Source organism: Streptomyces lydicus (assembly GCF_004125265.1).
In the GTDB taxonomy this organism is placed as follows: Bacteria; Actinomycetota; Actinomycetes; order Streptomycetales; family Streptomycetaceae; genus Streptomyces; species Streptomyces lydicus_C.
Window position 1 is genome coordinate 7,658,037 of record NZ_RDTE01000003.1, and the last position, 21,215, is coordinate 7,679,251.

The 21,215-nt window shown below is 72.1% G+C and carries 21 protein-coding genes; 11 read left to right on the plus strand and 10 right to left on the minus strand.

Annotation, left to right across the window (positions count from 1 at the left end; all coding sequences use genetic code 11):
* The first annotated feature begins 79 nt into the window (after nucleotides 1-79).
* Both D9V36_RS36325 and D9V36_RS43160 read left to right on the plus strand, forming a co-directional pair.
* The gene (locus tag D9V36_RS36325) at nucleotides 80-1,288 is read left to right on the plus strand and encodes a 4-hydroxybenzoate 3-monooxygenase (RefSeq protein WP_129297505.1); all 1,209 of its coding nucleotides are present in this window, start codon (nucleotides 80-82) and stop codon (nucleotides 1,286-1,288) included.
* Nucleotides 1,289-1,502: 214 nt separating this feature from the next.
* Nucleotides 1,503-1,580 (plus strand): 50S ribosomal protein bL37, encoded by a 78-nt coding sequence (locus D9V36_RS43160; protein WP_370454205.1) that lies wholly within the window; start codon nucleotides 1,503-1,505, stop codon nucleotides 1,578-1,580.
* A gap of 126 nt (nucleotides 1,581-1,706) precedes the next feature.
* On the opposite strand, the gene D9V36_RS36330 is transcribed toward D9V36_RS43160, so the two are convergent.
* Nucleotides 1,707-2,765: a serine hydrolase domain-containing protein gene (locus D9V36_RS36330; protein WP_347239838.1), complete on the minus strand. Its 1,059-nt coding sequence runs from the start codon at nucleotides 2,763-2,765 to the stop codon at nucleotides 1,707-1,709.
* A 305-nt stretch (nucleotides 2,766-3,070) separates the two neighbouring features.
* Between D9V36_RS36330 and D9V36_RS42365 the strand changes: the two genes are divergently transcribed.
* Nucleotides 3,071-3,382, plus strand: coding sequence for a hypothetical protein (locus tag D9V36_RS42365; RefSeq protein ID WP_241721174.1), 312 nt, complete (start codon nucleotides 3,071-3,073; stop codon nucleotides 3,380-3,382).
* Nucleotides 3,383-3,420: 38 nt separating this feature from the next.
* Here the strand turns inward: D9V36_RS42365 and D9V36_RS36340 are convergent, their stop codons facing one another.
* On the minus strand, nucleotides 3,421-4,236 hold the full coding sequence (locus D9V36_RS36340; RefSeq protein WP_129297507.1) for a DUF899 family protein: 816 nt from the start codon (nucleotides 4,234-4,236) through the stop codon (nucleotides 3,421-3,423).
* Between the two features lie 192 nt (nucleotides 4,237-4,428).
* Here D9V36_RS36340 and D9V36_RS36345 point away from each other — a divergent pair, with 192 nt between their 5' ends.
* On the plus strand, nucleotides 4,429-4,752 hold the full coding sequence (locus D9V36_RS36345; RefSeq protein WP_129297508.1) for a putative quinol monooxygenase: 324 nt from the start codon (nucleotides 4,429-4,431) through the stop codon (nucleotides 4,750-4,752).
* A gap of 41 nt (nucleotides 4,753-4,793) precedes the next feature.
* Here the strand turns inward: D9V36_RS36345 and D9V36_RS36350 are convergent, their stop codons facing one another.
* A complete protein-coding gene (locus D9V36_RS36350) occupies nucleotides 4,794-6,176 on the minus strand; it encodes a phosphoribosyltransferase family protein (RefSeq protein ID WP_129297509.1) in 1,383 nt (460 codons plus the stop codon).
* A 143-nt stretch (nucleotides 6,177-6,319) separates the two neighbouring features.
* Between D9V36_RS36350 and D9V36_RS36355 the strand changes: the two genes are divergently transcribed.
* Complete coding sequence (locus tag D9V36_RS36355) at nucleotides 6,320-7,120, plus strand: TIGR01458 family HAD-type hydrolase (RefSeq protein ID WP_129297510.1); 801 nt, start codon at nucleotides 6,320-6,322, stop codon at nucleotides 7,118-7,120.
* Between the two features lie 24 nt (nucleotides 7,121-7,144).
* On the opposite strand, the gene D9V36_RS36360 is transcribed toward D9V36_RS36355, so the two are convergent.
* Both D9V36_RS36360 and D9V36_RS36365 read right to left on the minus strand, forming a co-directional pair.
* A complete protein-coding gene (locus D9V36_RS36360; protein WP_129297511.1) occupies nucleotides 7,145-7,729 on the minus strand; it encodes a dihydrofolate reductase family protein in 585 nt (194 codons plus the stop codon).
* A gap of 188 nt (nucleotides 7,730-7,917) precedes the next feature.
* A complete protein-coding gene (locus D9V36_RS36365; protein WP_431357725.1) occupies nucleotides 7,918-8,745 on the minus strand; it encodes a histone deacetylase in 828 nt (275 codons plus the stop codon).
* Between the two features lie 786 nt (nucleotides 8,746-9,531).
* On the opposite strand from D9V36_RS36365, the gene D9V36_RS36370 reads away from it, so the two are divergent.
* Nucleotides 9,532-10,299: a hypothetical protein gene (locus D9V36_RS36370; protein WP_129297512.1), complete on the plus strand. Its 768-nt coding sequence runs from the start codon at nucleotides 9,532-9,534 to the stop codon at nucleotides 10,297-10,299.
* Nucleotides 10,300-10,523: 224 nt separating this feature from the next.
* Here D9V36_RS36370 and D9V36_RS36375 read toward each other — a convergent pair whose 3' ends face one another.
* Nucleotides 10,524-11,090: a nucleoside deaminase gene (locus D9V36_RS36375; RefSeq protein WP_129297513.1), complete on the minus strand. Its 567-nt coding sequence runs from the start codon at nucleotides 11,088-11,090 to the stop codon at nucleotides 10,524-10,526.
* A gap of 94 nt (nucleotides 11,091-11,184) precedes the next feature.
* Here D9V36_RS36375 and D9V36_RS36380 point away from each other — a divergent pair, with 94 nt between their 5' ends.
* The 5 genes from D9V36_RS36380 to D9V36_RS36400 all read left to right on the plus strand — a co-directional run bounded on the left by D9V36_RS36380 (nucleotide 11,185) and on the right by D9V36_RS36400 (nucleotide 16,922).
* On the plus strand, nucleotides 11,185-12,165 hold the full coding sequence (locus tag D9V36_RS36380; RefSeq protein WP_241721175.1) for an antibiotic biosynthesis monooxygenase: 981 nt from the start codon (nucleotides 11,185-11,187) through the stop codon (nucleotides 12,163-12,165).
* A gap of 10 nt (nucleotides 12,166-12,175) precedes the next feature.
* Nucleotides 12,176-13,576, plus strand: coding sequence for an FAD-binding oxidoreductase (locus D9V36_RS36385; protein ID WP_129297514.1), 1,401 nt, complete (start codon nucleotides 12,176-12,178; stop codon nucleotides 13,574-13,576).
* Between the two features lie 92 nt (nucleotides 13,577-13,668).
* Nucleotides 13,669-15,216: an ATP-dependent DNA ligase gene (locus tag D9V36_RS36390; RefSeq protein WP_129297515.1), complete on the plus strand. Its 1,548-nt coding sequence runs from the start codon at nucleotides 13,669-13,671 to the stop codon at nucleotides 15,214-15,216.
* Between the two features lie 5 nt (nucleotides 15,217-15,221).
* Nucleotides 15,222-15,698: an NUDIX domain-containing protein gene (locus tag D9V36_RS36395; protein ID WP_129297516.1), complete on the plus strand. Its 477-nt coding sequence runs from the start codon at nucleotides 15,222-15,224 to the stop codon at nucleotides 15,696-15,698.
* A gap of 210 nt (nucleotides 15,699-15,908) precedes the next feature.
* On the plus strand, nucleotides 15,909-16,922 hold the full coding sequence (locus D9V36_RS36400; protein WP_129297517.1) for a winged helix-turn-helix domain-containing protein: 1,014 nt from the start codon (nucleotides 15,909-15,911) through the stop codon (nucleotides 16,920-16,922).
* Between the two features lie 27 nt (nucleotides 16,923-16,949).
* Here D9V36_RS36400 and D9V36_RS36405 read toward each other — a convergent pair whose 3' ends face one another.
* Genes D9V36_RS36405 through D9V36_RS36420 form a run of 4 tightly spaced genes read right to left on the minus strand, consistent with a single transcriptional unit; the run spans nucleotide 16,950 to nucleotide 21,157 of the window.
* A complete protein-coding gene (locus tag D9V36_RS36405) occupies nucleotides 16,950-17,942 on the minus strand; it encodes a zinc-dependent alcohol dehydrogenase family protein (RefSeq protein WP_129297518.1) in 993 nt (330 codons plus the stop codon).
* Nucleotides 17,939-18,817, minus strand: coding sequence for a carbohydrate ABC transporter permease (locus tag D9V36_RS36410; protein WP_129297519.1), 879 nt, complete (start codon nucleotides 18,815-18,817; stop codon nucleotides 17,939-17,941). Before D9V36_RS36410 ends, D9V36_RS36405 begins: the two co-directional genes overlap by 4 nt.
* The gene (locus D9V36_RS36415; RefSeq protein WP_129297520.1) at nucleotides 18,814-19,797 is read right to left on the minus strand and encodes a carbohydrate ABC transporter permease; all 984 of its coding nucleotides are present in this window, start codon (nucleotides 19,795-19,797) and stop codon (nucleotides 18,814-18,816) included. The genes D9V36_RS36410 and D9V36_RS36415 overlap by 4 nt, the downstream gene beginning before the upstream one ends.
* Entirely contained in the window at nucleotides 19,778-21,157 is a 1,380-nt protein-coding gene (locus D9V36_RS36420) for an ABC transporter substrate-binding protein (protein WP_129297521.1), read from the minus strand. Before D9V36_RS36420 ends, D9V36_RS36415 begins: the two co-directional genes overlap by 20 nt.
* Nucleotides 21,158-21,215 lie beyond the last annotated feature (58 nt).

Sequence of the window (21,215 nt, forward strand, 5' to 3'; positions counted from 1 at the left end):
GGGCCGCCGGATCGTCCGCGGTGGGCAACCGCCATACTGCGTGCGATCTTTCTGCTCGTCCCGAAGGGAACCCCGCGACGTGTCCTCCACCCCCTCCCTGCCCCTCACGCGCACCCGTGTCGTCATCGTCGGTGCCGGGCCCGCCGGGCTCACCGTCGCGAATCTGCTGCGCGCCGCCGGAGTCGACTGCGTGGTGCTGGAGACGGAGAGCAGGGAATTCATCGAGCAGCGGCCACGCGCCGGGTTCATGGAGGAGTGGGCGGTGCAGGCGCTGGCCCGGCACGGGCTGGCCGACCGGCTGCTTGAACGCGCCCAAACCCAGGGGGACTTCGAGTTCCGCTTCGACGGCGAGCGGCACATCATGCCGACGGCACAGCTGTCGGGGCGGCACCACTACGTCTATCCACAGCCGCTGCTGGTCACCGACCTGGTGGCGTCGTATGTGGACAAGGCGGGCGGGGAGGTGCGCTTCGGCGTACGCGACGTGGAGTTGCACGACATCGACGGGGACCGGCCGGCCGTCTCCTACACCGACCCGGTGACCGGCGCCCGGCACCGCATCGCGTGTGACTTCATCGCGGGCTGCGACGGTGCGCGCGGGGTGAGCCGGGCGGCCATACCCGCCGGCCGGGCGGTCCTCACCCGCCATGACCACGGTGTCGCCTGGCTCGCGCTCCTCGCCGAGGCGCCGCCGTCCGCCGACGGTGTGGTCTTCGGCATCCATGAGCGCGGATTCGGTGCCCATATGGCCCGTAGTCCTCAGGTCACCCGCTACTACCTCCAGGTCGATCCGGGCGAGGACGCAGAGAACTGGTCGCACGGCCGGGTGTGGCACGAGCTGCACTCCCGGCTCGCCGCCACCGGCGCCCCGCCGCTGACCGAAGGGCCGCTGATCGAGAAGGCGGTCCTGGACATGCACGACTACGTGGTGGAGCCGATGGAGTACGGCCGCCTCTACCTGGCGGGCGACTCGGCACACCTGGTGGCGCCGATTGCCGCGAAGGGCATGAACCTGGCACTCCACGATGCCCTGTTGCTCGGCGAGGCGCTGATCGCGCACTACCAGGGCGACGACGGAGGCCTCGAAGGCTATGGGCAGGCCTGTCTGCGGCGGGTCTGGCACTACCTGGAGTTCTCGCAGTGGCTCTCCTATGCGCTGCACGGTGCCTCGTCCGGTGATCGCATGAAGGCGGGCACCGCCGCCGCGCGACTGCGGCGGCTGCTGGGGTCCCCGTCGGCGGCCAAGGCGTTCGCCGGGCTGTACCTCGGCGAGGAGGCGGATCTGTAGTCCCGGCGGGCTGTGCCTCGGCGGGGACAAGGATCTGTAGTGTCGTGACCGACGCACCCGAAACCGCATGTCCGTGGGGTGATTCACATCCCTGAGTGGGGTGGGCTCCCGGCGGGCCGGGTACGCGGCCACGTGATCGCCGGGCGAGATACCGTTGTGAAGTGGTAGAAATTCGGCGAAAAGCATCGCTGAAACTCCGAGGAAGGGAGACGTCATGTCGTCGAAGCGCCGTCGTAAGAAGAAGGCCCGTCGCAAGAACGGGGCCAACCACGGCAAGCGGCCGCAGTCCTGAATCAAGGACGGTGACCTGAGGGACCTCCCCGAGGGGGTTTCTGTGGGCTCCTCGCCTCCGTTCCGGCGGACGCGAGGGGCCCACAGTGGTCACCGCATCCCGACCCCGGTCCCGGTCCCGGTCCGGTCAGGGCCTGGTCAGCGCATCGGCTATGCGCTGGGTGGCCTGCACCTGGGTGGCGTCGCGACGGGTCGGGTTGAAGGAGATGACCACGCGCCGCTGTTGGTCGCGGGTGGCGAACAAGGCGGAGCAATAGCCGTACCGTTCACCGGTCTTGCCCCACAGTGTGATGCCGTTGACCGTGACGGTCTGCAGGCCGGCGGAGTAGTGCGCGGGGCTGCCGTCCAGCATGCGCACCTCGTCGGGCGGCAGGGTGAACATCCGCTCCAGCTGACGAGGCGGCAGAAGTTCGCCCGAGAACAGGGCGGTCAGGAAGCGGTCCAGGTCACCGGTGTGGGAGATCATCTCGCCCTCACCCCAGGCGAGCGACTGGTCGAACGCGGTGATGTCCAGCAGGGAACCATCCGTCATCTTCATATAGCCGTGCACATGAGGCCTGTGAAGGCGCGGGTCGTTGCCGGGTACGGAGGTGTGTCGCAGGCCCAGCGGGCGCAGAATGCGACGGGCGATCACTTCGCCGTAGGGGCGGCCCGTCAGCCCCTCGATCAGCAGTGCCAGAAGGACGTAATGGATGCCCCGGTACTCCTGCTTGGTGCCCGGGGTGAATTTCATGGAACCGTGCGAGACCAGTGCCACGATCTGGTGGGGCGTCCACCGGTCGTAGCGGTGCCGGGCGATCGACTCCGGGGTGGACAGGTCATAGGGCGGGGCCTGCCCGTCGGGCAGCCCGCTGGTGTGCTGCAGCAGTTGTAACAGCGTGACCGGCGGGAAATGCGCCGGCAGCAGACCCGGGAGACACCGCTGGACCGGTGTCTCCAGCGGGAGCCGGTGTTCGGCCGCGAGCTGCAGCACCACCGTCGCCACGAACACCTTGGTGATACTGCCGATCCGGAAGGTGTCCCGCTCATGGATCTCCCGGCCGGTGTCCCGGTCGGCGACGCCGGCGGTGCCGTACCACCGTCCGGCAGCGCCGCTCACCCGCAGCTGGCAGCCGGTCAGCTGCGGATGCGCGAGGTCACCGACGGCGGCCCGCAGCGCCGGCACATTCAGCGGAGGAACGGGCACGGGCGCCGGGCCGGGACGAGGCGGGTGACCGTCCGGCGCGCGGGGCGCGGGCGGACGGGAGGAGGCCCGCGCGGGCCCCGCTGTCGTGGCGGCCACCGCACCGGACAGCGCAGCGCCCACAACCACCCTGCGGGGTAAGGGGGAAGAGTTCGTAGAGGCAGAAGGTCTCATGCAGGACAGCTTTCCGTGCGCCGACCGCGCTGCCTTCAGGGATCTCCCTGATCCGCCCCTGAGCTGCCCCTGAACGACCTCGGGACGTGGTGTCCGGCAGCCCTCCGTGTCCGCCGGCCCTCCGGTGTGCGGTGGTGCTGGTCGGGCCGGGCCGCTATGAAGTGGTGGTCGGCACGGCGCTCGCCCTCGCGGTGGCGATCGTCGTCATCGGCCGCACCCGCCATCCGGGCGGCTCCTTCAAAATCCTGGAGATTGCCGATGTCGTCTTCTTCGCGGCGATGGCGGTCATCGGTATCTTCGCCTCCCCGGGCACACTGCGCTGGTTGGAGACCGCCCCTCGCCGGCCGAGCCCGATACGGACGGCCAGGCGTGACGGCGGCAGAAATGCCCTGATCGCCCGACGTTCGAGCCCACGCCGACACCGCTTTCGCCGACGCCGGCTCTGACGCCGCTTTCGCCGACGCCCGGGCCGACGAAGGCGGCGTCAGTGGTGGGGACCGTGCCGGCCGAGGGTCTCCACGGGGGCCGCGCCGGGGCGGGTCCACTGGGGCACGGGCCGGCTGGTCGGGCCCCAGGTGGCGACGCCGTCGGCGTCCGTGCGCCAGTACCAGCAGGCCTGACGGCCCTCGGCCGGGTGCCCCTCGCGGACATCACCGATCACGGGACGGCCCTCGGGGTTGTCCTCCCACGCCTCGCCGCGGCCGTAGGGCGTCATGTCGAGCAGGCCGAGGGATCCGTTGACCGGCTCGTTGCCGCGGCCCGTTGTGGAGTAGGTGAGGAACACACGGTCGCCGTCGCGCAGGAAACAGAGGAGGTGGCCCATCTGCCCGCCGATCGGCGCCGGCACGCCCCGCACCGAGTACCAGGGCTGGGTGTAGCCCATGAACTCGACGTAGCGAGCCACCTCGTCCCACGGTCCCGAGGTCAGGACGGCGAACGAGACGCCCCGGGCTCCCAGGTAGACGGCGTCCTTCATGTGCCAGACCGTGGTGGTGCAGCCCTCGCACTGCCCCTGGTGCGGCGCGCCGTCGTACCACATGTGCTGATAGACCACGAGCTCGTCGCGCCCCTGGAACAGGTCGAGGAACGGGACCGGCCCGTCGGCGCCGGTGACCTGGACAGTGCCGTCGAGCTCGACCATCGGCAGCCGCCGCCGGGCCGCGGCGATCGCGTCGCCCTCATGGGTGTGCGCCTTCTCGCGGACCAGCAGTTCCTCGCGCGCCGCCTGCCAGGTGGCCAGGTCGACGACCGGCGGCTTGCCGGGAAGGTCGCTGCTCGTGTTGCCGGGCGTGGTCGTCATGGTGTCCTCCGTGGTGTCTCGTGCCGTCCGCGTCGTACGGCGTCGTACGGCTTCCTGCGGCTTCCTGTGACGCTCACCGGAACAGACGCGCGGCGCGGCCCGAACTCATCGGGGCGAAGGGGCACCCTCCGCCGGGCCTGCCCGGACCCCCTCGGGCTGACAAGTTCACGGGCGCGCTCTTAGACTCGGGGGATGATCTTCATTGTCGTCAAGTTCCCCGTGAAACCCGAGTACGTCGAGGAGTGGCCGCAGCACGTCGCATCCTTCACCGGCGCCACCCGCGCCGAGCCCGGCAACCTGTGGTTCGAATGGTCCCGCAGCATCGAGGACCCGAACACCTATGTCCTGGTCGAGGCATTCAAGGACGACGCCGCCGAGGCGCATGTCAATTCCGACCACTTCCGCGCCGGAATCGAGACGATGCGCCCGCTGCTGCGTCGTACTCCGGACATCGTGAGCACCACCATCGAGGGTGCGAACGGCTGGAGCGCGATGGGCGAGATCACCATCGACTGAGGAAGGCCCCGACCGCTACCCCCGACCGCTACCCCCGACCGCTACGGCCGGGCCGGCGTCACCAAGTGGCCGACAAACCAGTCCCTGGCGAGGTCGGCAACCTGCTGGAGGGCCCCGCGTTCCTCGAAGAGATGGGTGGCGCCGGGAACGATCTCCAGGCGGGTCTCCGCGCGCAGCGCCGCCTCGGCCTCCCGGTTGAGGTCGATGACCAGGGGGTCGTTGCCGCCCACGATGAGCAGCGTCGGCGCCCGTACGGCGGGGAGCAGCGGCTCGGCGAGGTCGGGGCGGCCGCCGCGGGAGACCACGGCAGCGATGTCCGCGTCGGGGGTCGCGGCGGCCCGTAGTGCCGCCGCCGCCCCGGTGCTGGCGCCGAAGTAGCCGATCGGGCCCGCGAAGCGGCCGCGCAGCCACCCGGTGGCGTCCGCCAGCCGCTCGGCGAGGGTTTCGGTGTCGAAGACGTTCGACCGGTGGGCCTCCTCCGCCGGTGTGAGCAGATCGAAGAGCAGGGTGCCCAGGCCCGCTTCGTTCAGGGCCGCGGCAACCAGCCGGTTACGCGGGCTGTGCCGGCTGCTGCCCGAGCCATGGGCGAACATCACCACTGCCAGGGCCCCCGCCGGTACGGTGAGGTCCCCGGTGAGCCGGACTCCGGCGGCGTCGATCGCCACCTCCTCAGCCACGTCCTTTTCCTCCGCTGCAGACGTCTCCGCTGCCGCTCGCGCACCCGTTGTCCGGCCAGAGGCCCCGGTGGCCGGCTCGGGTCCGGCCGCGGCCTGTGCCGACGAGGCCTGTGCCGACGAGGCCTGTGCCAGCAAGGAGACGACCTCGTCGTCCGGGGTCTGGGAGAAGTCCTGGTACCACTCGCCGACGGCGGAGAAGGCGAACGGGGTGGAGAGGCAGACGAATTCATCGGTCGAGCCGCGCAGCCGCTCGGCCGCGTCCGGAGGCGCCACGGGTACCGCAAGCACCACCCGGGCCGCGCCCTGTGCGCGTACCACCTCGCATGCGGCGGCCGCGGTGGCGCCGGTCGCGATCCCGTCGTCCACGACGATCGCCGTACGCCCGGTGAGGTCGAGCCGTTGCCGCCCGGCGCGGAAGCGCTCCGCCTGGCGGGTGAGCTCCGCCGCCTCGGCGTGCTCCACGGATGCCAGGTCCGCCTGGCCGAGCCGGCCGCGGCGGACGATATCGTCGCTGATCACCCGTACGCCGCCTTCGCCGATGGCGCCGAAACCCAGCTCGCGCTGGTAGGGGACCCCCAGCTTGCGGACCACGATCACATCGAGCGGCGCGCCGAGCGCCCGGGCCACTTCGAAGGCCACCGGGACCCCGCCACGCGGCAGGCCCAGCACGACGGGCTCATCCCCCCGCAGGTGCCCCAGCGATTCGGCGAGGCGGTGCCCCGCATCCGCACGGTCAGTGAACAGCACAGGGTGCACCCCCTAGCCAGGGGAGACGGTAGCTGCGTTCACACCTCACTTCGAAATAACCCCATCCGCGGGGGCTTCGCAAGTCGGGCCGGGCGGATCCCGCTCACCGCCCGGCCCGCCCGGATGGTGGCTACCGTCGGCGTATGAAGGGAATCGGAGCGGTCCTGATCGATATCGACGGCGTGCTCACCGTGTCCTGGAAGGCGCTGCCCGGCGCGGTGGCGGCCATGGAGCGGCTGCGCGCCGCGGGACTCCCGCTGGTACTCGTCACCAACACCACCTCGCGGACCCGTGCCACGGTCGCCGGACGGCTGGCCGACGAGGGTTTTCCCGTCGGCGCCGACGACATCCTGACCGCGCCCGCCGTCACGGCGGCCTATCTGCGCGCCCACCATCCGCACGCACGCTGCCGGCTGATCAACAGCGGTGAGGTCCGGGCGGATCTGGCCGGTGTGACGCTCGTGGGGGAGGAGGCCGGCGACGAGGGCTGTGAGGCACCGGAGGTGATCGTGTTCGGCGGCGCGGGGGAGGAGTTCAGCTACCCGGCTCTCAACAGCGCCTTCCGGCAGCTGCAACGCGGCGCCCGGCTGATCGCCATGCACCGCAATCTGTACTGGCGTACGGCGGACGGGCTCGATCTGGACACCGGCGCCTTCCTGGCGGGGCTGGAGCGGGCGGCGGGGGTCGAGGCAACGGTCACCGGCAAACCGGCCGAGGCCTTCTTCGCCACCGCCTTGGCGCACGTCGGTGCCCCGGCCGCGGAGGCGCTGATGGTGGGCGACGACATCGCGTCCGACGTGCTGGCGGCCCAGCGCTGCGGGATCACCGGTGTGCTCGTCAAGACCGGCAAGTATCTGCCGGAGACGCACCGGGCGGCCGACGGTACGCCTGACCACGTACTCGATTCCTTCGCGGGTCTGCCCGGTCTGCTGGGCCTGGCGTGACGGTGCGAGGGACGACACGGGCGGTCATCCCGTGGCCGGGTCCCCGGCGCGCCGGTAGTGGAGGAGGACGACGCCGTTGCCGAAGGACCGGGTTCCGGCGAGCCGCAGAGAGGCCGAGGTCATGGCGTCCGCGGTCCGGAAGAGGGGTTTGCCCCGGCCGATGAGGACCGGATGGACGTAGACGCGGTACTCGTCGATCAGGTCGTGCGCCATGAACGCCGCGGCGAGATCGGCACCGCTCAGCGCCAGATCTCCGCCCGGCTGCGCCTTGAGCGCCGTGATCTCCTCGGGGACGACCTCGCGCATGATGGTGGTGTTCCAGTCGGCCGCTTCCAGGGTCCGGGAGAACACGATCTTGGGGGTGTCCCGCCAGATCCCGGCAAATTCCGCCATGGGCCCGGTGATCGAGGGGTCGGCGTCCGCGGTCGGCCAGAACTCCGCCATGAGCTCGTGGGTGACCCGGCCGCTCATGAAGGCGCCCATCTGCCGGAGCTTCTCGTTGAGGTGCCGGTGGAGTTCGTCGTCGACCTGATGCCAGTCGATCTGGCGGTCCGGTCCCTCGATGAAGCCGTCAAGGGACACCGACATCGACAAGATGATCTTTCTCATCACGGTCCTCGCTGAAGTCCTCGGGGCCGGGGTCCGCCGGAGTCCATCAGGGCCGCAAGGGCCAAAGGGGCCCACCGGGGGCCACCGGGGTCCGCCGACCGGGGTGGCACCAGTGTGCCGGGGCGGGCGCGGTGGTGGCGGGTGTGCGCTCCGCCCGGCGCGCCGGGCCGGGAGGGCGTGCGCCGTCGTCACCCCGGGTCGCCAAGCAGCGCCGCGATCTCCGCGGCGGTCCAGTGCCCCTCGGCTCCCGGGCAGCCGGCAAGGTACTCGGCGGCCCGGCGCGCGCTCCATCCGTGGGCGGCGACGATGCCGGCCGCGATGTGCCGCAGGTAGGCCGCCGAGGGCGGGTTCATGGCGACGTCCTTGCTGCTCCACGGGGAGGTAAAGGTCAGCACCGGGTAACCGTCCAGCAGTCCGGCGCACACCAGGGTTTCGTACCGGCCGGGTCCGGTCCGCGCCCGGCCGCGGGTCAGGACCTCCGTCAGGTCGAGATCCCGGCCGGGCTCCCGGTGCATCTCCTGAGCGGCGATATCGGAGAACTGAGATAGCGTCAGAAGATAGCTCTGGGCGGGCAGTTCGGTGCAACCGGGAAGCGGGTGGCCGACTGTGCCACCGAGCCCTCGGACGGTTGATCCACCGGGCCGCCGGTCGGCCGCGCTTCCGCCGGGTGCGCGATCCATCTCCGGGCCCGGGCCCGGGTCGGGTTCGGGTTCGGAGGCGGCACCGGAGCCGGGGTCGTAGAAGGCTCTGCCGCCGGTCCACACCTGCGATTCCGTGGCGAAGTAGAGCAGACCGGGCAGCATGACCGGTGCCGTACGCGCGGGCGGGCGGGGGTCCCGGCAGCCCGGGTGGGTGCGCAGCCCGCCAGGGGGTCGCCCGCCGGCCAGATAGCAGGCCAGGCGCTCGGCGTGCATGTTGGAGCCGTATGCGGCGTACCAGAGACGGCGGACGGGAGTGAGACGGCGTACGGCTTCGGGGGAGCGGTCGAGGGCTTCGAGGCGTTGGGGCCTGGTCACGTCCTCACGCTACGCGGCCCGGACCGCCACGGCGGCGTCCTGCGGGGGCCGCGGCGCCCGGCAAGGCCGGTGGCGCCCGGCAGGCAGGATCCGTGGCCTCGGGCGGGACCGTGGCCTCGGGCGGGGACCGCGGCCTCCGGCAGGGGCCGCAGCCTCCGGCACGGGCAGCGGTGCCCGGCAGCCCCCCCGGCCTCCGGGCCGCGCGTCCGTGGCGCCGGCGCCGCGATGTGGTGAAGCGCAGGTGAACGAACCGGATGACCGGTGTGATGTGGCTTGATCATTTCCCCTACGGGTTTTGCCGCGAGTGGTCTGGAGATGCGCACTGCACGGACAGGACCGGTCGGACGGGACCGGTCCCGCAGGTCCGGACGGACAGGACCGACGGACAGGACCGGTCCGAAGGACAGCCGGTGCCCGGTCATCGACCGGGCGCCGGGGGACGGAGGCAGTGTGGCGGACGAGGTGTCAGGGCGCGAGGAAGCCGGGATACGCGGGGCAGGGGTGGCCGGCCGCTGCCCCGCAATGCCCTCTCCACCGCCGGATGCGAGCCGGCGTCACCTGCTCGCGGCCACGGCAGCGGCGGGGCTGGGACTGCTCACGGCCTGCGGGCCGTCCTCCTCCCGTGCGGACTCCGCGCCCAAGGCGTCGCCTCCCGGCGGCTCCCTGGCCTCCGCCTCCCCCTCCGCCGGATCCGGCGCCCCGGGCCCGTCCGGTTCCCCGACGCCACCCCCGTCGGCCCGCCCGACGAAGCGGCGTCGTCCCGAACTTCCGCGTGGTGGAAGGGAGTTGTTCCCGCGCTACCGGCTCGTCGGGTTCTGCGGCCTGCCAGGGGCGGCGGCGCTCGGCCGGCTGGGGACCGGTGACCCGGAACAGCGGGCCGCCCAGGCGGAGAAGGTGGCGCACTCGTACGCCGCGGGGCGCGAACCGCTCCCCGTACTCGAACTTCTGGCGACGGTGGCCAACGCCACGGCCGGTCCGGACGGTGCCTACCGCTCCCGGACGCCCGCGGCCACCATCCGCCGCTTCCACCGCCTGGCACGCAACCGGCGTGCGCTGCTGCTGTTGAACATCCAGCCGGGCCGCGCCTCGGTGCTCGGCGAGGTCAAGGCGCTGCGCGACTGGCTCGTGCACCCCGATGTGGGGATCGCGCTCGACCCGGAATGGGAGATGGGCTCCGGTGAGGTGCCGGGGGACACCTACGGACACACCGACGGCCATGAGCTGACCAAGGTGGCCCGCTATCTGTCCGGGCTGGTGCGGGAGCACGATCTGCCGGAGAAGCCGCTGGTCTTCCATCAGGTCGCCACGTCCGTCGTGGGCGACCAGTCCGCCCTGCGCCCCCAGCCCGGTGTGGCGCTCATCAAGAGCGCCGACGGCATCGGCTCACCGGGGCTGAAGCGCGGGACCTGGCAGCAACTGGTCAAGGATCTGCCCGACGGCCTCCACACCGGTTTCAAGCTGTTCTACGAGGAGGACGCGAAGGGCAGTCGCCTGATGACGCCGAAGGAGGTCCTGGCGCTGCGGCCACGGCCGGAGTACGTGATGTACGAGTGAGCCGGCCGGCCTGCCGCGCGCCCTGACGGCGGGCCCGTGCGTGAGTGGCCGGACTCGACCCTGGCCGGGCGTGCCCGATGCCCGGCCAGGGTCGAAGCTGCAGCGCCCGGCCCGGGTCGCGTTCCGCGAAGGGGCGACCGCCCGGCGCGCCGGGCGCCGGGCGGCCGTCACGGGCCGTGCCGTGTTCCGCCTGTACGGTGCCGACCGGTGATCCTGATTTACCGTCAGTACGGGTGCTTGTCCGGCCGGTTCATCCAGGTCGCGTAGGACTCGGCGCCCATCTCGGGGTAGATCTGCTCGATCTTGATCCGGCGCTCGTCGAGCGGCCGCTTGAAGTCCTCGTACTGGAACGTGTCGTCGAAGCCGATCTTCGCGGTGTCCTCCAGGTCGCAGCTGTAGTAGACGGCGTCGATCCGCGACCAGTAGATGGCACTCATGCACATGGGGCAGGGCGCGCCGCTGATGTAGATCGAAGTGCCCTGGAGCATCCGGGCCCGCTCCGGGACCGGGTCCGGTGACCCCGGGGGCCGCGGGACGTACTCCAACGTGCTCTCGTTCTGATGCTCCACGGCGATGCTCGGAGCCTCGGGGTTGAGGATCTGTATGGCCTTCCGGATGGTTTCCATCTCGGCGTGCGCGGTGGGGTCGCCGGTCAGCAGTACCCGGTTCTGCCCGCGGGCGACGATGTTCCCGTCCCGCGTGAGCACCGCGCCGAACGGACCGCCCCAGCCGTTCTCCACCGATTCCGTGGCGAGCCGTACGGCCTCTGCGAGAAGTTCTTTGTGTTCCATTACGGAGTCTCCGATCGGCATCGATTCCTCTGCGGAACGGTTAGGCAAATGCCCCATTTGCCGTATAAATCCCTTGTGTACTAGGCTACTCAAGGTGAGTGCCCGTGCAAGCCGTGATTCCGCGGCAGACATCGCCACCGTGGTGACCTCGCAGAAGGTGCGTGAAGGCCGCACCGACGAGTACCGGCGTTGGCAGGACAGAGCAAATCAGGCCGCCCGTGAATTCGAAGGTTTCGTGGACGCCGAGGTGTATCCACCCGGCGCCGGCGAAGAAAACGAATGGGTGGCCGTATTTCGCTTTTCCGGAATGGACTGTCTGACCGCGTGGCTGGAATCGGGGCGGCGACGGGAATTGCTCGACGAGGCGAGCGGACTCTTCCAAGGGCCTCCGGCGCAGGAGGTGCTGCGGGGCGGCAGTCCCGCGCGGCCGGCCACCGACGTCGTCACGGCCGTCATCTCCCACGAGGTCACACCGGGACGGGAGCAGCAGTTCCTGCGCTGGCAGGAGAAGACGCTCACGGCGCAGGAGAAGGCGCCGGGCTTCATGGGGTCCGAGTTGTTCAAGCCCGTGGAGGGCGTGCAGGAGCACTGGGTCGTCGTCTTCCGTTTCGACTCCCGTGAACACCTCGACGACTGGCTGCACTCCGAGGTACGTACGAAACTGCTGGCGGAGGGGCGGAAGTACTTCACCTCGTACGACGTGCGCAAGGTCGGTTCGGCGTTCAGCGGGTGGTTCCAGTTCGACCGCAGGGGCGGTGCGCCGCCCAACTGGAAACAGGCGATGTCCGTCGTCCTGGCGCTCTATCCGACGGTGATGGTGCTCAACCTGACCGTGGGAGTGGGGCTGGAGAAACTCACCATCCGCGAGTACATCGGCCTGTTCCTGTCCAACGTCCTGAGCGTCAGCGCACTGACCTGGCTGCTGATGCCGCTCGTCAACAGGGCACTCGCCTTCTGGCTGGTGCCCTCCCGGGCCACCGGCCGCAAGGAACAGGTGCTGGGTGTCGGGCTGGTGCTGCTCGGCTACCTGGTGTCCATCGCCGTCTTCGGCCTGATCACCCACCAGATCTGGTGAGGAGGCAACGATGTGCCCACGGGAACCGGCAGCGGCGGCGGAGGACTTCCCGGGCACGCCGGTGACGCGGGGCGAGGCCGGCTACGAAGCCGCCCGGTCCGCCGCCGTGTGGAACGAGCGCCGGCCCCAGCGGTTCCCCGAGGTCATCGTGCGCGCCGCCACCGAAGCGGACGTGGCACACGCGGTCACCTGCGCCCGTACCAGGGGACTGCGGATCTCGATGTACTCCGGCGGGCACAACTGGTCCGGCTCGCCGCTGCGTGACCGGGGGCTGCTGCTCGACCTCTCGGCGCTCCGGGAGTGCCAGATCACGCCCGCGGCCGGCGACGCTCCGGCGACGGCCACCGTGGAGCCCGCCGTCACCGGCCGGGAACTCGTCGCGGCCCTCACCCCGCGGGAGCTGGCGTTCCCCGTCGGCCACTGCCCCACCGTGGCGGTCGGCGGGTTCCTGCTCAGCGGCGGCCTGGGGTGGAACTCCCGTGCCTGGGGCGCGTCCTGCGCCGACGTCCTGGAGATCCGGGCCGTCACCGCCGACGGCCGTACGGTCACCTGCAGCGAAACCGAGAACCCCGACCTCTTCTGGGCCGCGCGGGGCGCCGGACCGGGTTTCTGCGCGGTCGTCACCCGCTTCCGCCTCGCCCTGCACCCCCACCCCGCCTCGATCATGACGACCTCCCTGACCTTCCCGCTGACCGAGGTCGCCCGGGTGGCCCGGTGGGCGGAGCGGACCGCGCGTGGGCTCCCGACGTACGTCGAAACGGCCTTCGTCCTGATGCCCTCCGGTCCGCGCTCCGGCACGGCGCCGGCCGGGCCCCGGATCACGGTCACCGCGACCGCGTTCGCCACGGCACCGAGCGAGGCCCTGCAGGCGCTGGAACCGTTCGCGGACTGCCCCTTCGGCGAGCTCGCCATCGACCGGCAGCCGGCCGCACCGACCTCCTTCGCCGCGCTCCACGAGGGCGCGATGTCCGCCTGGCCACCGGCCCACCGGTATGCGGCGGACACCCTGTGGTCACCGGACAGCTACGCCGGCCGGCTGACCCGTATCGCCGGTGCGGTGGCCGATGCCCCCTCCGGGAAGTCCCTGGTGCTCTCCCCGGTGCTGCCGGTCTCCGAGCACCCCGCTCTGCTGCGGAACATGGCCTTCTCCCCGCTCGGTGAGTCCTACCTCGTCTGCTATGCGATCTGGGAGGACCCGGCCGAGGACGAGGCCCAGGTGCGCTGGCTGCGCGAGGCGATGGCAGCCGCCGACCCGCAGGGCGACGGTTTCCGCTACATCGCCGAAACCGACCTGGAAGCCGACGCCGCACGGGCCCGGCGCTCGTACACCCCCGCCGCCTGGGACCGCCTGCAGGAGATCAAGGCGCAGTGGGACCCGGACAACCTCTTCCACTCCTATCTCGCCCCCTGACGACGGGCGGACTGCCCCGGGCGCAGGGCCCCGGCCGGTGCGGCGCCGCGCCCGGGGGAGCGGCCCCGGCCCCGCGGGGGCACCATGGCCCTATGCTGCTGGCCGCTCTCGCCCAGGTCTCCGCCGATGTCGCGGCGACACCGGCGCGCTCGCAGAAGATCGCGCTGCTGGCCGGGCTGTTCCGGGCCGCCGCACCACAGGACGTCCCGGTGGTCATCCCGTATCTGGCCGGGCGGCTGCCCCAGGGGCGGATCGGGGTCGGCTGGAGCGTACTGCGCGAGCCGGTGGCGGCCGCGGAGCGCGCCACGCTGACCGTGGACGACGTGGACACCGCGCTGACCGGACTGGCGCGGGTCTCGGGCGCCGGGGCGCAGGACGAGCGGCGCCGGCGGGTCCGGGAGCTGCTGGCCGCGGCGACCCGGGAGGAACAGCGCTTCCTGGTCGGCCTGCTCACCGGCGAGGTGCGGCAGGGCGCGCTGGACGCCATCGCGGTCGAAGGGCTGGCCGCCGCCACCGAGGTGCCCGCCGCCGACGTCCGCCGGGCGGTGATGCTGGCGGGATCCCTGCCGGACGTGGCGCGGGCGCTGCTCGCCGAGGGGCCGCCGGCGCTCGCGGGATTCCGGCTCACCGTCGGGCGGCCCGTGGGGCCGATGCTGGCGCACAGCGCCAAGACGGTGGCCGAGGCGGTGGACAAGCTCGGTGCCTGCGCGGTGGAGGAGAAGCTGGACGGCATCCGCGTCCAGGTGCACCGGCACGGGCCGGACGTCCGGATCCACACCCGCACCCTGGACGAGGTCACCGACCGGCTCCCCGAGGTCACCGCCGTCGCCCGGGAGCTGCCGGCCGACCGCTTCATCCTCGACGGCGAGGTGATCGCGCTGGACGGGGAGGGCCGCCCGCTGCCCTTCCAGCGGGTCGCCGGACGGTTCGGCTCGCGGGTGGACGTCCGTGCGGCGCAGACCGCACTGCCACTGTCCCCGGTCTTCTTCGACCTCCTCTCGGTCGACGGCCGCGACCTGCTGGAACTGCCCGGCGAGCAGCGGCACGCGGAGCTGGCCCGGCTGGTGCCCGAGCGTCTTCGGGTGCGCCGCCAGGTGGTCGCCGACCCGTCCGACGCCGCGGCCCGCGCGGCCGCCGAGGACTTCTGGTGCCGGACCCTGCGCCGGGGCCACGAGGGCGTCGTGGTCAAGGCGTTGGACGCCCCCTACAGCGCGGGCCGCCGGGGCGCCGCCTGGCTGAAGGTGAAGCCCGTGCACACCCTGGACCTGGTGGTGCTCGCGGCGGAGTGGGGCCACGGCCGGCGCACCGGGAAGCTGTCCAACCTCCACCTCGGGGCGCGCGGGCCGGACGGCGGATTCGTGATGCTGGGCAAGACCTTCAAGGGGCTCACCGACGCCACCCTCAGCTGGCAGACCGAGCGGCTGCGGGAGCTCGCCGTGTCGGACGACGGCCAGGTGGTGACGGTGCGTCCGGAACTCGTCGTCGAGATCGCCTACGACGGCCTGCAGGCCTCCACGCGCTACCCGGCGGGCGTGACGCTGCGCTTCGCCCGGGTGGTGCGCTACCGGGAGGACAAGACGGCGGCCGAGGCGGACACCGTGGAGACGGTGCTCACCGCGCACGACGGCGGGGAGAGGTAGCCGCCGTGGCGGGGAAGCGCAGCGCCGGGCTGCTGCTGTACCGGCACACCGCGGACGGCGGCGTCGAGGTGCTGCTGGCGCACATGGGCGGGCCGCTCTGGGAACGGCGGGACGCCGCGGCGTGGTCGGTGCCCAAGGGTGAGTACGTGCCGCCGGAGGAGGCGCGGGACGCGGCCCGGCGGGAGTTCGCGGAGGAGCTGGGCCTGCCGCCCCCCGACGGGCCGTACGTAGCCCTGGGCGAGGCCCGCCAGGCGAGCGGCAAGGTGGTGACGGTGTGGGCCGTCGAGAGCGGTCTCGACCCGGAGCGGATCGTGCCGGGGACCTTCGAGATGGAGTGGCCGCGCGGATCCGGAGTGACCGGAACCTTCCCCGAGATCGACCGGGTCGCCTGGTGCACCCCGCACGACGCGCACCGGCGCCTGGTGGCGGGCCAGCGGGTGTTCCTGGAGCGGCTGGCGGAACGGCTCGCGGGCTCGGACTGAGCGGGGCGGGCCTGAACGGGGCGAGGCCTGAACGGGGCGGGGCCTGAGCCGGGCGCGCCGTGCTCCCGGCCTCCACCACCCGCGCACCCCACGGGCCACCACCCGCCCTGGACACCGCCGTTGCCGCCGGGCAGGCTGGCGGCGGGGCCGTACCACGGGCCCCGCACGGGGGCCCTGGCAACGGGGTCATGAGCATGCCGCGGGGGCCGCATGTTGCGTCTGCACTTCGACGAGCGGGACATCGCGCGGGTACAGATCGCCGCCGAACCCGATCCACTGTGGGAAACCGTGCTCGCCCTGCACCAGCTGGTGCCGCCGGGACGCGGGGTGCCGGTGTTCGGGGCCTGGCGGGCCCGTGCGCGCCGTGAGCTGGACGAGCGGGGGCTGACCCGCGCCGCACGGCTGATCAGCGTCCTGGCCCCGGCCGACGCCCGCTACTTCCCGGACTTCCTCACCCCCGACGCCGCCCGCGACGGACTGGCCGCGGGGCTGGAGGCGCTGCGGGACACCCCACGGGTGCGGCTGACCGCGGAGTGCGCCAGGGCGGGGCTGCCGGCCCGGCTCCCGCGCTGGACCGCCGCGCTGGCCGGGGGAGACCGGCAGCCGCTCGACGAGCTGGCCGCCGCGTTCGGGCAGGTGCACCGCGCGGTGATCGCCCCCGACTGGACGGGCGCGGCCGCCACCGTCGACTGCGACCGGGGCGGCCGTACCCGCATACTCTGCCGCGACGGCGTCGACGGGATGCTCCACACCTTCCGGCCCGCGCTCCGCTGGGAGCCGCCGGTCCTGCACGTCGACTACCCCCTGGACCGCGATCTGCGCCTGGGCGGCCGCGGACTGCGGCTGATCCCCTCCCACTTCTGCTGGCGCAGACCCATCGCGCTCGCCGACCCGGGACTCCCGCCGGTCCTGGTCTATCCCGTCCAGCACGTAACGGACTGGGCGCCGGACACCACCCGCAGCCGTCGGCCGCAGGCGCTGTCCGCCCTCCTCGGCCGGACCAGGGCCCGGATCCTCGCCGCCCTGGACGCCCCGGCCACCACCGGTGAACTGGCCCGCCGCCTACGGGTCTCCGCCCCCTCGGCCAGCGAGCATGTGAGCGCACTGCGCGAGGCGAACCTGGCCCGCAGCCGGCGCGACGGAGGCTCGGTCATCCACGCCCTCACCCCGCTCGGCACGGCGCTCCTGCACGGTGAACTCGCCCCGGTGCGCCGCCCGCGGTGAGCGGCCCGGCGGTGGCCGGCGGCCGGTTCACGGCCGTACCTGGATCTTCCTCCCCTCGCCCGCCCGGAAGCGGGCCAGCGCCTCGGCGTACTGGTCCAGCGGGAGGCGGTCGCTGATGAAGACCTCCGGGTCCAGGGCGCCGGCCGCGAAGAGCTCCGCGGCGCGTTCATAGCTGTGCAGCACGGCCATCGAGCCGGTGATGGTGATCTCCTGGTTGTAGATCCGGTACGGCTCGATGGTGGCGCGCGCCGCGTAGTCGGCGACGCCGAACTGGAGGAAGGTGCCGCCCTTGCCGACCCGTCCCAGGGCGTCCTGGATGGCGCGTTCGTTCCCGGTGGCGTCGATGACCACGTCCCAGCCGCGCGGGCGGTCCAGCTCGTCGGCGGAACCCGCCGCGTTGCTGCAGCCCAGGGTGCGGGCGGTGGCGAGCCGGGCGGGGTTGATGTCGACGACGTCGACCCCGGCCGCGCCGGTGCGCTTGGCGAGCTCCAGCATCATCAGGCCCATCGTGCCGGAGCCGTAGATGAGGACGTGGGTGCCCAGTTGCGCCGAGCGCAGGATGTCGTAGCCGCGCACGGCGCAGGACAGCGGCTCGATCAGGGCCGCGTCCTCGGTACGGACATGGTCGGGCAGCTTGACGCAGTTCGCGACCGGGGCGACCGCGAACTCGGCGGCGCCGCCCGCCGTGGTCACCCCGATGGCGGCCCATCGCTCACAGAGGTTGTTGCGGCCGATGCGGCAGTAGTGGCACTCGTGGCAGTAGAGGGAGGGGTCGACGGCCACCCGGTCGCCCTCGGCGAGTTCGGTGACCGCGCTGCCGGTCGCCACGACCGTACCCGCGAACTCATGGCCCGGCACGACGGGCAGCGTGGGCGCGAACTCCCCCTGGAGGATGTGCAGATCGGTGCCGCACAGCCCGCAGGCGGCGACGGACACCACGACCTCGCGGGGGCCGGGCGCCGGGTCCTCGACGGTGGTGACCTCGACCTTGCCGGGGGCGCTGATCACTGCGGCTTTCATTTCACGGCTCCAAGCGACAGGCCCTGGACCAGTTTGTCCTGGGCGGCGAACCCGGCGATGAGCACCGGGAGGGAGATGACGGTGGCGGCGGCGCACACCTTGGCCAGGAACAGGCCCTGGCTGGTCACGAGTCCGGTCAGGAACACCGGCGCGGTACCGGCCACGACACCGGTCAGGACCCGGGCGAACAACAGCTCGTTCCAGCTGAAGATGAAGGAGATCAGGGCCGTCGCCGCGATCCCCGGCATGGCGACCGGCGCGACGATCCGGGTCAGGGTGGTGGCCAGCCCCGCCCCGTCGATGGAAGCCGCCTCCAGCATCTCCACCGGGACCTCGGCGAGGAACGAGCGCATCATCCACACCGCGATCGGCAGGTTCATCGAGGTGTAGAGGATGACCAGCAGCCAGATGCTGTCGAGCATGCCGGTGTTCTGCGCGACGAGGTAGACCGGCAGCAGTCCGGCCACCAGCGGCAGCATCTTCGTGGAGAGGAAGAAGAAGAGGACATCGCTCCACTTGCGCACCGGTTTGATGGCCAGCGCGTAGGCGGCGGGCACCGCCAGCAGCAGCACCAGCAGGGTGGAGACGACGGAGGCGGTCAGCGAGTTGACCAGCGGGGGCCAGGGGCTGACGCCGCTGCCCGTCGCCCCGAAGAACTCGCGGTAGCCGTGCAGGCTGATCCCGGCACCGACGCTCGGCGGGTTGGTCGCCGCGTCCGTCTCGCTGTGGAAGGAGGTCAGCACCATCCAGGCGACGGGCAGGAAGAAGGCGATGCCGCACAGCCAGGCCGCCAGGCCCAGCAGGCCGCCGGTGCGCCGCCGGCGCCGCGCGGCGGGGGATCCGGCGCGGCCGCGGACCGTGGACAGGGTGGTCATGACGTGACCTCCTCGCGCAGCAGGGACGACACGGTGCGCAGTGCGAAGGTCGCCACCAGCAGCGAACACAGCACCACCACCACGCCCTGCGCGGACGCCCGTCCGTAGTCGTGGGACTGGTAGACGGTCTGGTAGATGGTGTACGGAAGGTTGGCGGTGCCCAGGCCGCCGGACGTGATGGTGAACACCGCGTCGAAGTTCTGCACCACGTACACCGTGCCCAGCAGCGCGGCCAGTTCGAGGTAGCGGCGCAGATGCGGCAGGGTCAGATAGCGGAAGATGTCCCAGGCCGAGGCGCCGTCCATCCGGGCCGCCTCGACGGCGTCCGACGCCCGGCTCTGCAGCCCGGCCAGCAGGATCAGCATCATGAACGGCGTCCACTGCCAGATCAGCGACGCCTCCACCGCGGCCAGCGGCGAGTCGGTCATCCAGTCCGGCTGCGGCGGATGTTCGCTGCCGAAGAGCCGCCATATCCAGGTCAGCGAACCGTTGAGCAGCCCGTACGAGGCGTTGTACAGCGCATGCTTCCACAGCAGCGCGGAGGCGACCGGCACGACGAGGAACGGCGTGATCAGAAGGGTGCGGACGATGCCGCGCCCACGGAAGCCGCGGTCGAGCAGCAGCGCAAGACCGAGCCCGAGCAGCAGGCTGACCAGCACCACGGTCACGGTCAGCAGCACCGTCGTACCCACGGAGGCCCGCATCGCCGGGTCGGTGAACACGGAGCGGTAGTTGTCGAGCGCGGCGAAGCCGCGGTTGTCGGGGGCCAGCGCGTTCCAGCGGGTGAAGGAGAGCACCACCGTGGCCAGGAACGGGAGTTGGGTGACGACGACGAGGAAGACCAGCGCGGGGAGGAGGGGCGCGCGGCGGGCCCAGTTCTTGGCCCGCTCGGTGCGGCGGGCGCGGGCGTCCGTACCGCCGGCGCGGAGGGCGACGGGCGCGGGGGCCGCGGGGGCCGGTTCAGTGGTGCGTGTAGGCATCGGACACCTCCTGCGCAAGCCGCCGGCTCTTCTTCAGGGCCTCCGGCACGCTCTGCTTGCCGGCGACGGCCGCACTGATCTCGGTCGAGACCTTGGTCCCCAGGTCGGCGAACTCGGGGATGCCGACGAACTGGATCCCGGGGGCCGGCCGCGGCTGTACGCCGGGATCGCCGGGCCGGGCCGAGTTGATCGCCCCCTCGGTCGGGCCGGCGAACGCCCCGGCCGCCTTGGCGTATGCGGGGTTGCGGTAGAGCGAGGCCCGCTTGCCGCCGGGCACCCTCGACCAGCCCAGTTCGCGGCCCACCAGCCGCTCGTAGCCCTTGCCCGAGGCCCAGCGGACGAACCGCCAGGCCGCGTCCTGGTGCGTACTGGCCTTCTGCACGCCCCAGGCCCAGGTGAAGAGCCAGCCCGCCGCACGGGTCCGCTCCACCGGCGCCGGTGCGTAGCCGACCTTGCCCGCGATCTTGGAGTCGCCGCTCTCCAGCGACCCGGCGCCGGCCGTCGCGTCGTACCACATGGCGACCTTGCCCTGCTGCATGTCGTTGAGGCACTCGGTGTAGCCGGCCTGCGGGGCGCCCGCCTGGCCGTGTCGGCGCACCAGATCGACGTAGAACTTGGTGGCCTTGGTGAACTCGGGGCTGTCGACCCGCTGCTGCCAGTCCTTGTCGAACCAGGTGCCGCCGAAGGTGTTGACGACGGTGGTCAGCGGGGCCGCCAGCTGGCCCCAGCCGGGCTGGCCGCGCAGACAGATGCCCTTCAGCCCCTTGCGGGAGCCGTCCAGCTTGGCGGCGAGCGCGGCGACCTGGTGCCAGGTGGGCCGGGCGGGCATTTTCAGCCCGGCGGCCTTGAGCAGGTCCTTGCGGTACATCAGGAAGGACGACTCGCCGTAGAAGGGCTCCGCGTAGACCTTGCCGTCGGCGGCGGTGAGGGAGGACCGGACCGGCTTCAGGATGTCGCCCTGGTCGAAGCCGCGGTCCTTGGCGGCCCGTTCGCCGAGCGGGGCGAGCCAGCCGTTGCGGGCGTAGATGGGCGTCTCGTAGTTGCTGACGCTGGCCACGTCGTACTGCCCGGCCTGGCTGGAGAAGTCCTGGCTCATCTTGTCGCGCAGATCGTCCTCCGGCAGCACGGTGAAGTGGACCTTGATGCCGGTCTCCTTGGTGAAGTGCTCGGCGGTGAGCCGCTGCAGATCCACCATCTGCGGGTTGTTGACCATCAGGACGTTGATGGTGTGACGGCTGTCGTTGCCCGCGTCGCCGGCGCCGCGGTAGCAGCCGGTGGCGGACACCGCCAGGGCGACGGCGAGGGCGGTCAGCGCTGGGGAGCGGCCGCCGCGGCCTGGTCCGGGGGATCTTGCTCTCACGGATCGTGCCTTTCTGGGGAACGGGGACGAGGGGGCGTACGACGCCGTCCTGCGGGTA

Coding starts and splice junctions, on each gene's coding strand:
- D9V36_RS43160 (WP_370454205.1), top strand. CDS start 1,503: ATGTCGTCGAAGCGCCGTCGTAAGAAGAAGGCCCGTCGCAAGAACGGG.
- D9V36_RS36340 (WP_129297507.1), bottom strand. CDS start 4,236: ATGACGACCACGCCCGGCAACACGAGCAGCGACCTTCCCGGCAAGCCG.
- D9V36_RS36345 (WP_129297508.1), top strand. CDS start 4,429: ATGATCTTCATTGTCGTCAAGTTCCCCGTGAAACCCGAGTACGTCGAG.
- D9V36_RS36355 (WP_129297510.1), top strand. CDS start 6,320: ATGAAGGGAATCGGAGCGGTCCTGATCGATATCGACGGCGTGCTCACC.
- D9V36_RS36360 (WP_129297511.1), bottom strand. CDS start 7,729: ATGAGAAAGATCATCTTGTCGATGTCGGTGTCCCTTGACGGCTTCATC.
- D9V36_RS36375 (WP_129297513.1), bottom strand. CDS start 11,090: ATGGAACACAAAGAACTTCTCGCAGAGGCCGTACGGCTCGCCACGGAA.
- D9V36_RS36385 (WP_129297514.1), top strand. CDS start 12,176: ATGTGCCCACGGGAACCGGCAGCGGCGGCGGAGGACTTCCCGGGCACG.
- D9V36_RS36390 (WP_129297515.1), top strand. CDS start 13,669: ATGCTGCTGGCCGCTCTCGCCCAGGTCTCCGCCGATGTCGCGGCGACA.
- D9V36_RS36400 (WP_129297517.1), top strand. CDS start 15,909: ATGTTGCGTCTGCACTTCGACGAGCGGGACATCGCGCGGGTACAGATC.
- D9V36_RS36405 (WP_129297518.1), bottom strand. CDS start 17,942: ATGAAAGCCGCAGTGATCAGCGCCCCCGGCAAGGTCGAGGTCACCACC.
- D9V36_RS36410 (WP_129297519.1), bottom strand. CDS start 18,817: ATGACCACCCTGTCCACGGTCCGCGGCCGCGCCGGATCCCCCGCCGCG.
- D9V36_RS36415 (WP_129297520.1), bottom strand. CDS start 19,797: ATGCCTACACGCACCACTGAACCGGCCCCCGCGGCCCCCGCGCCCGTC.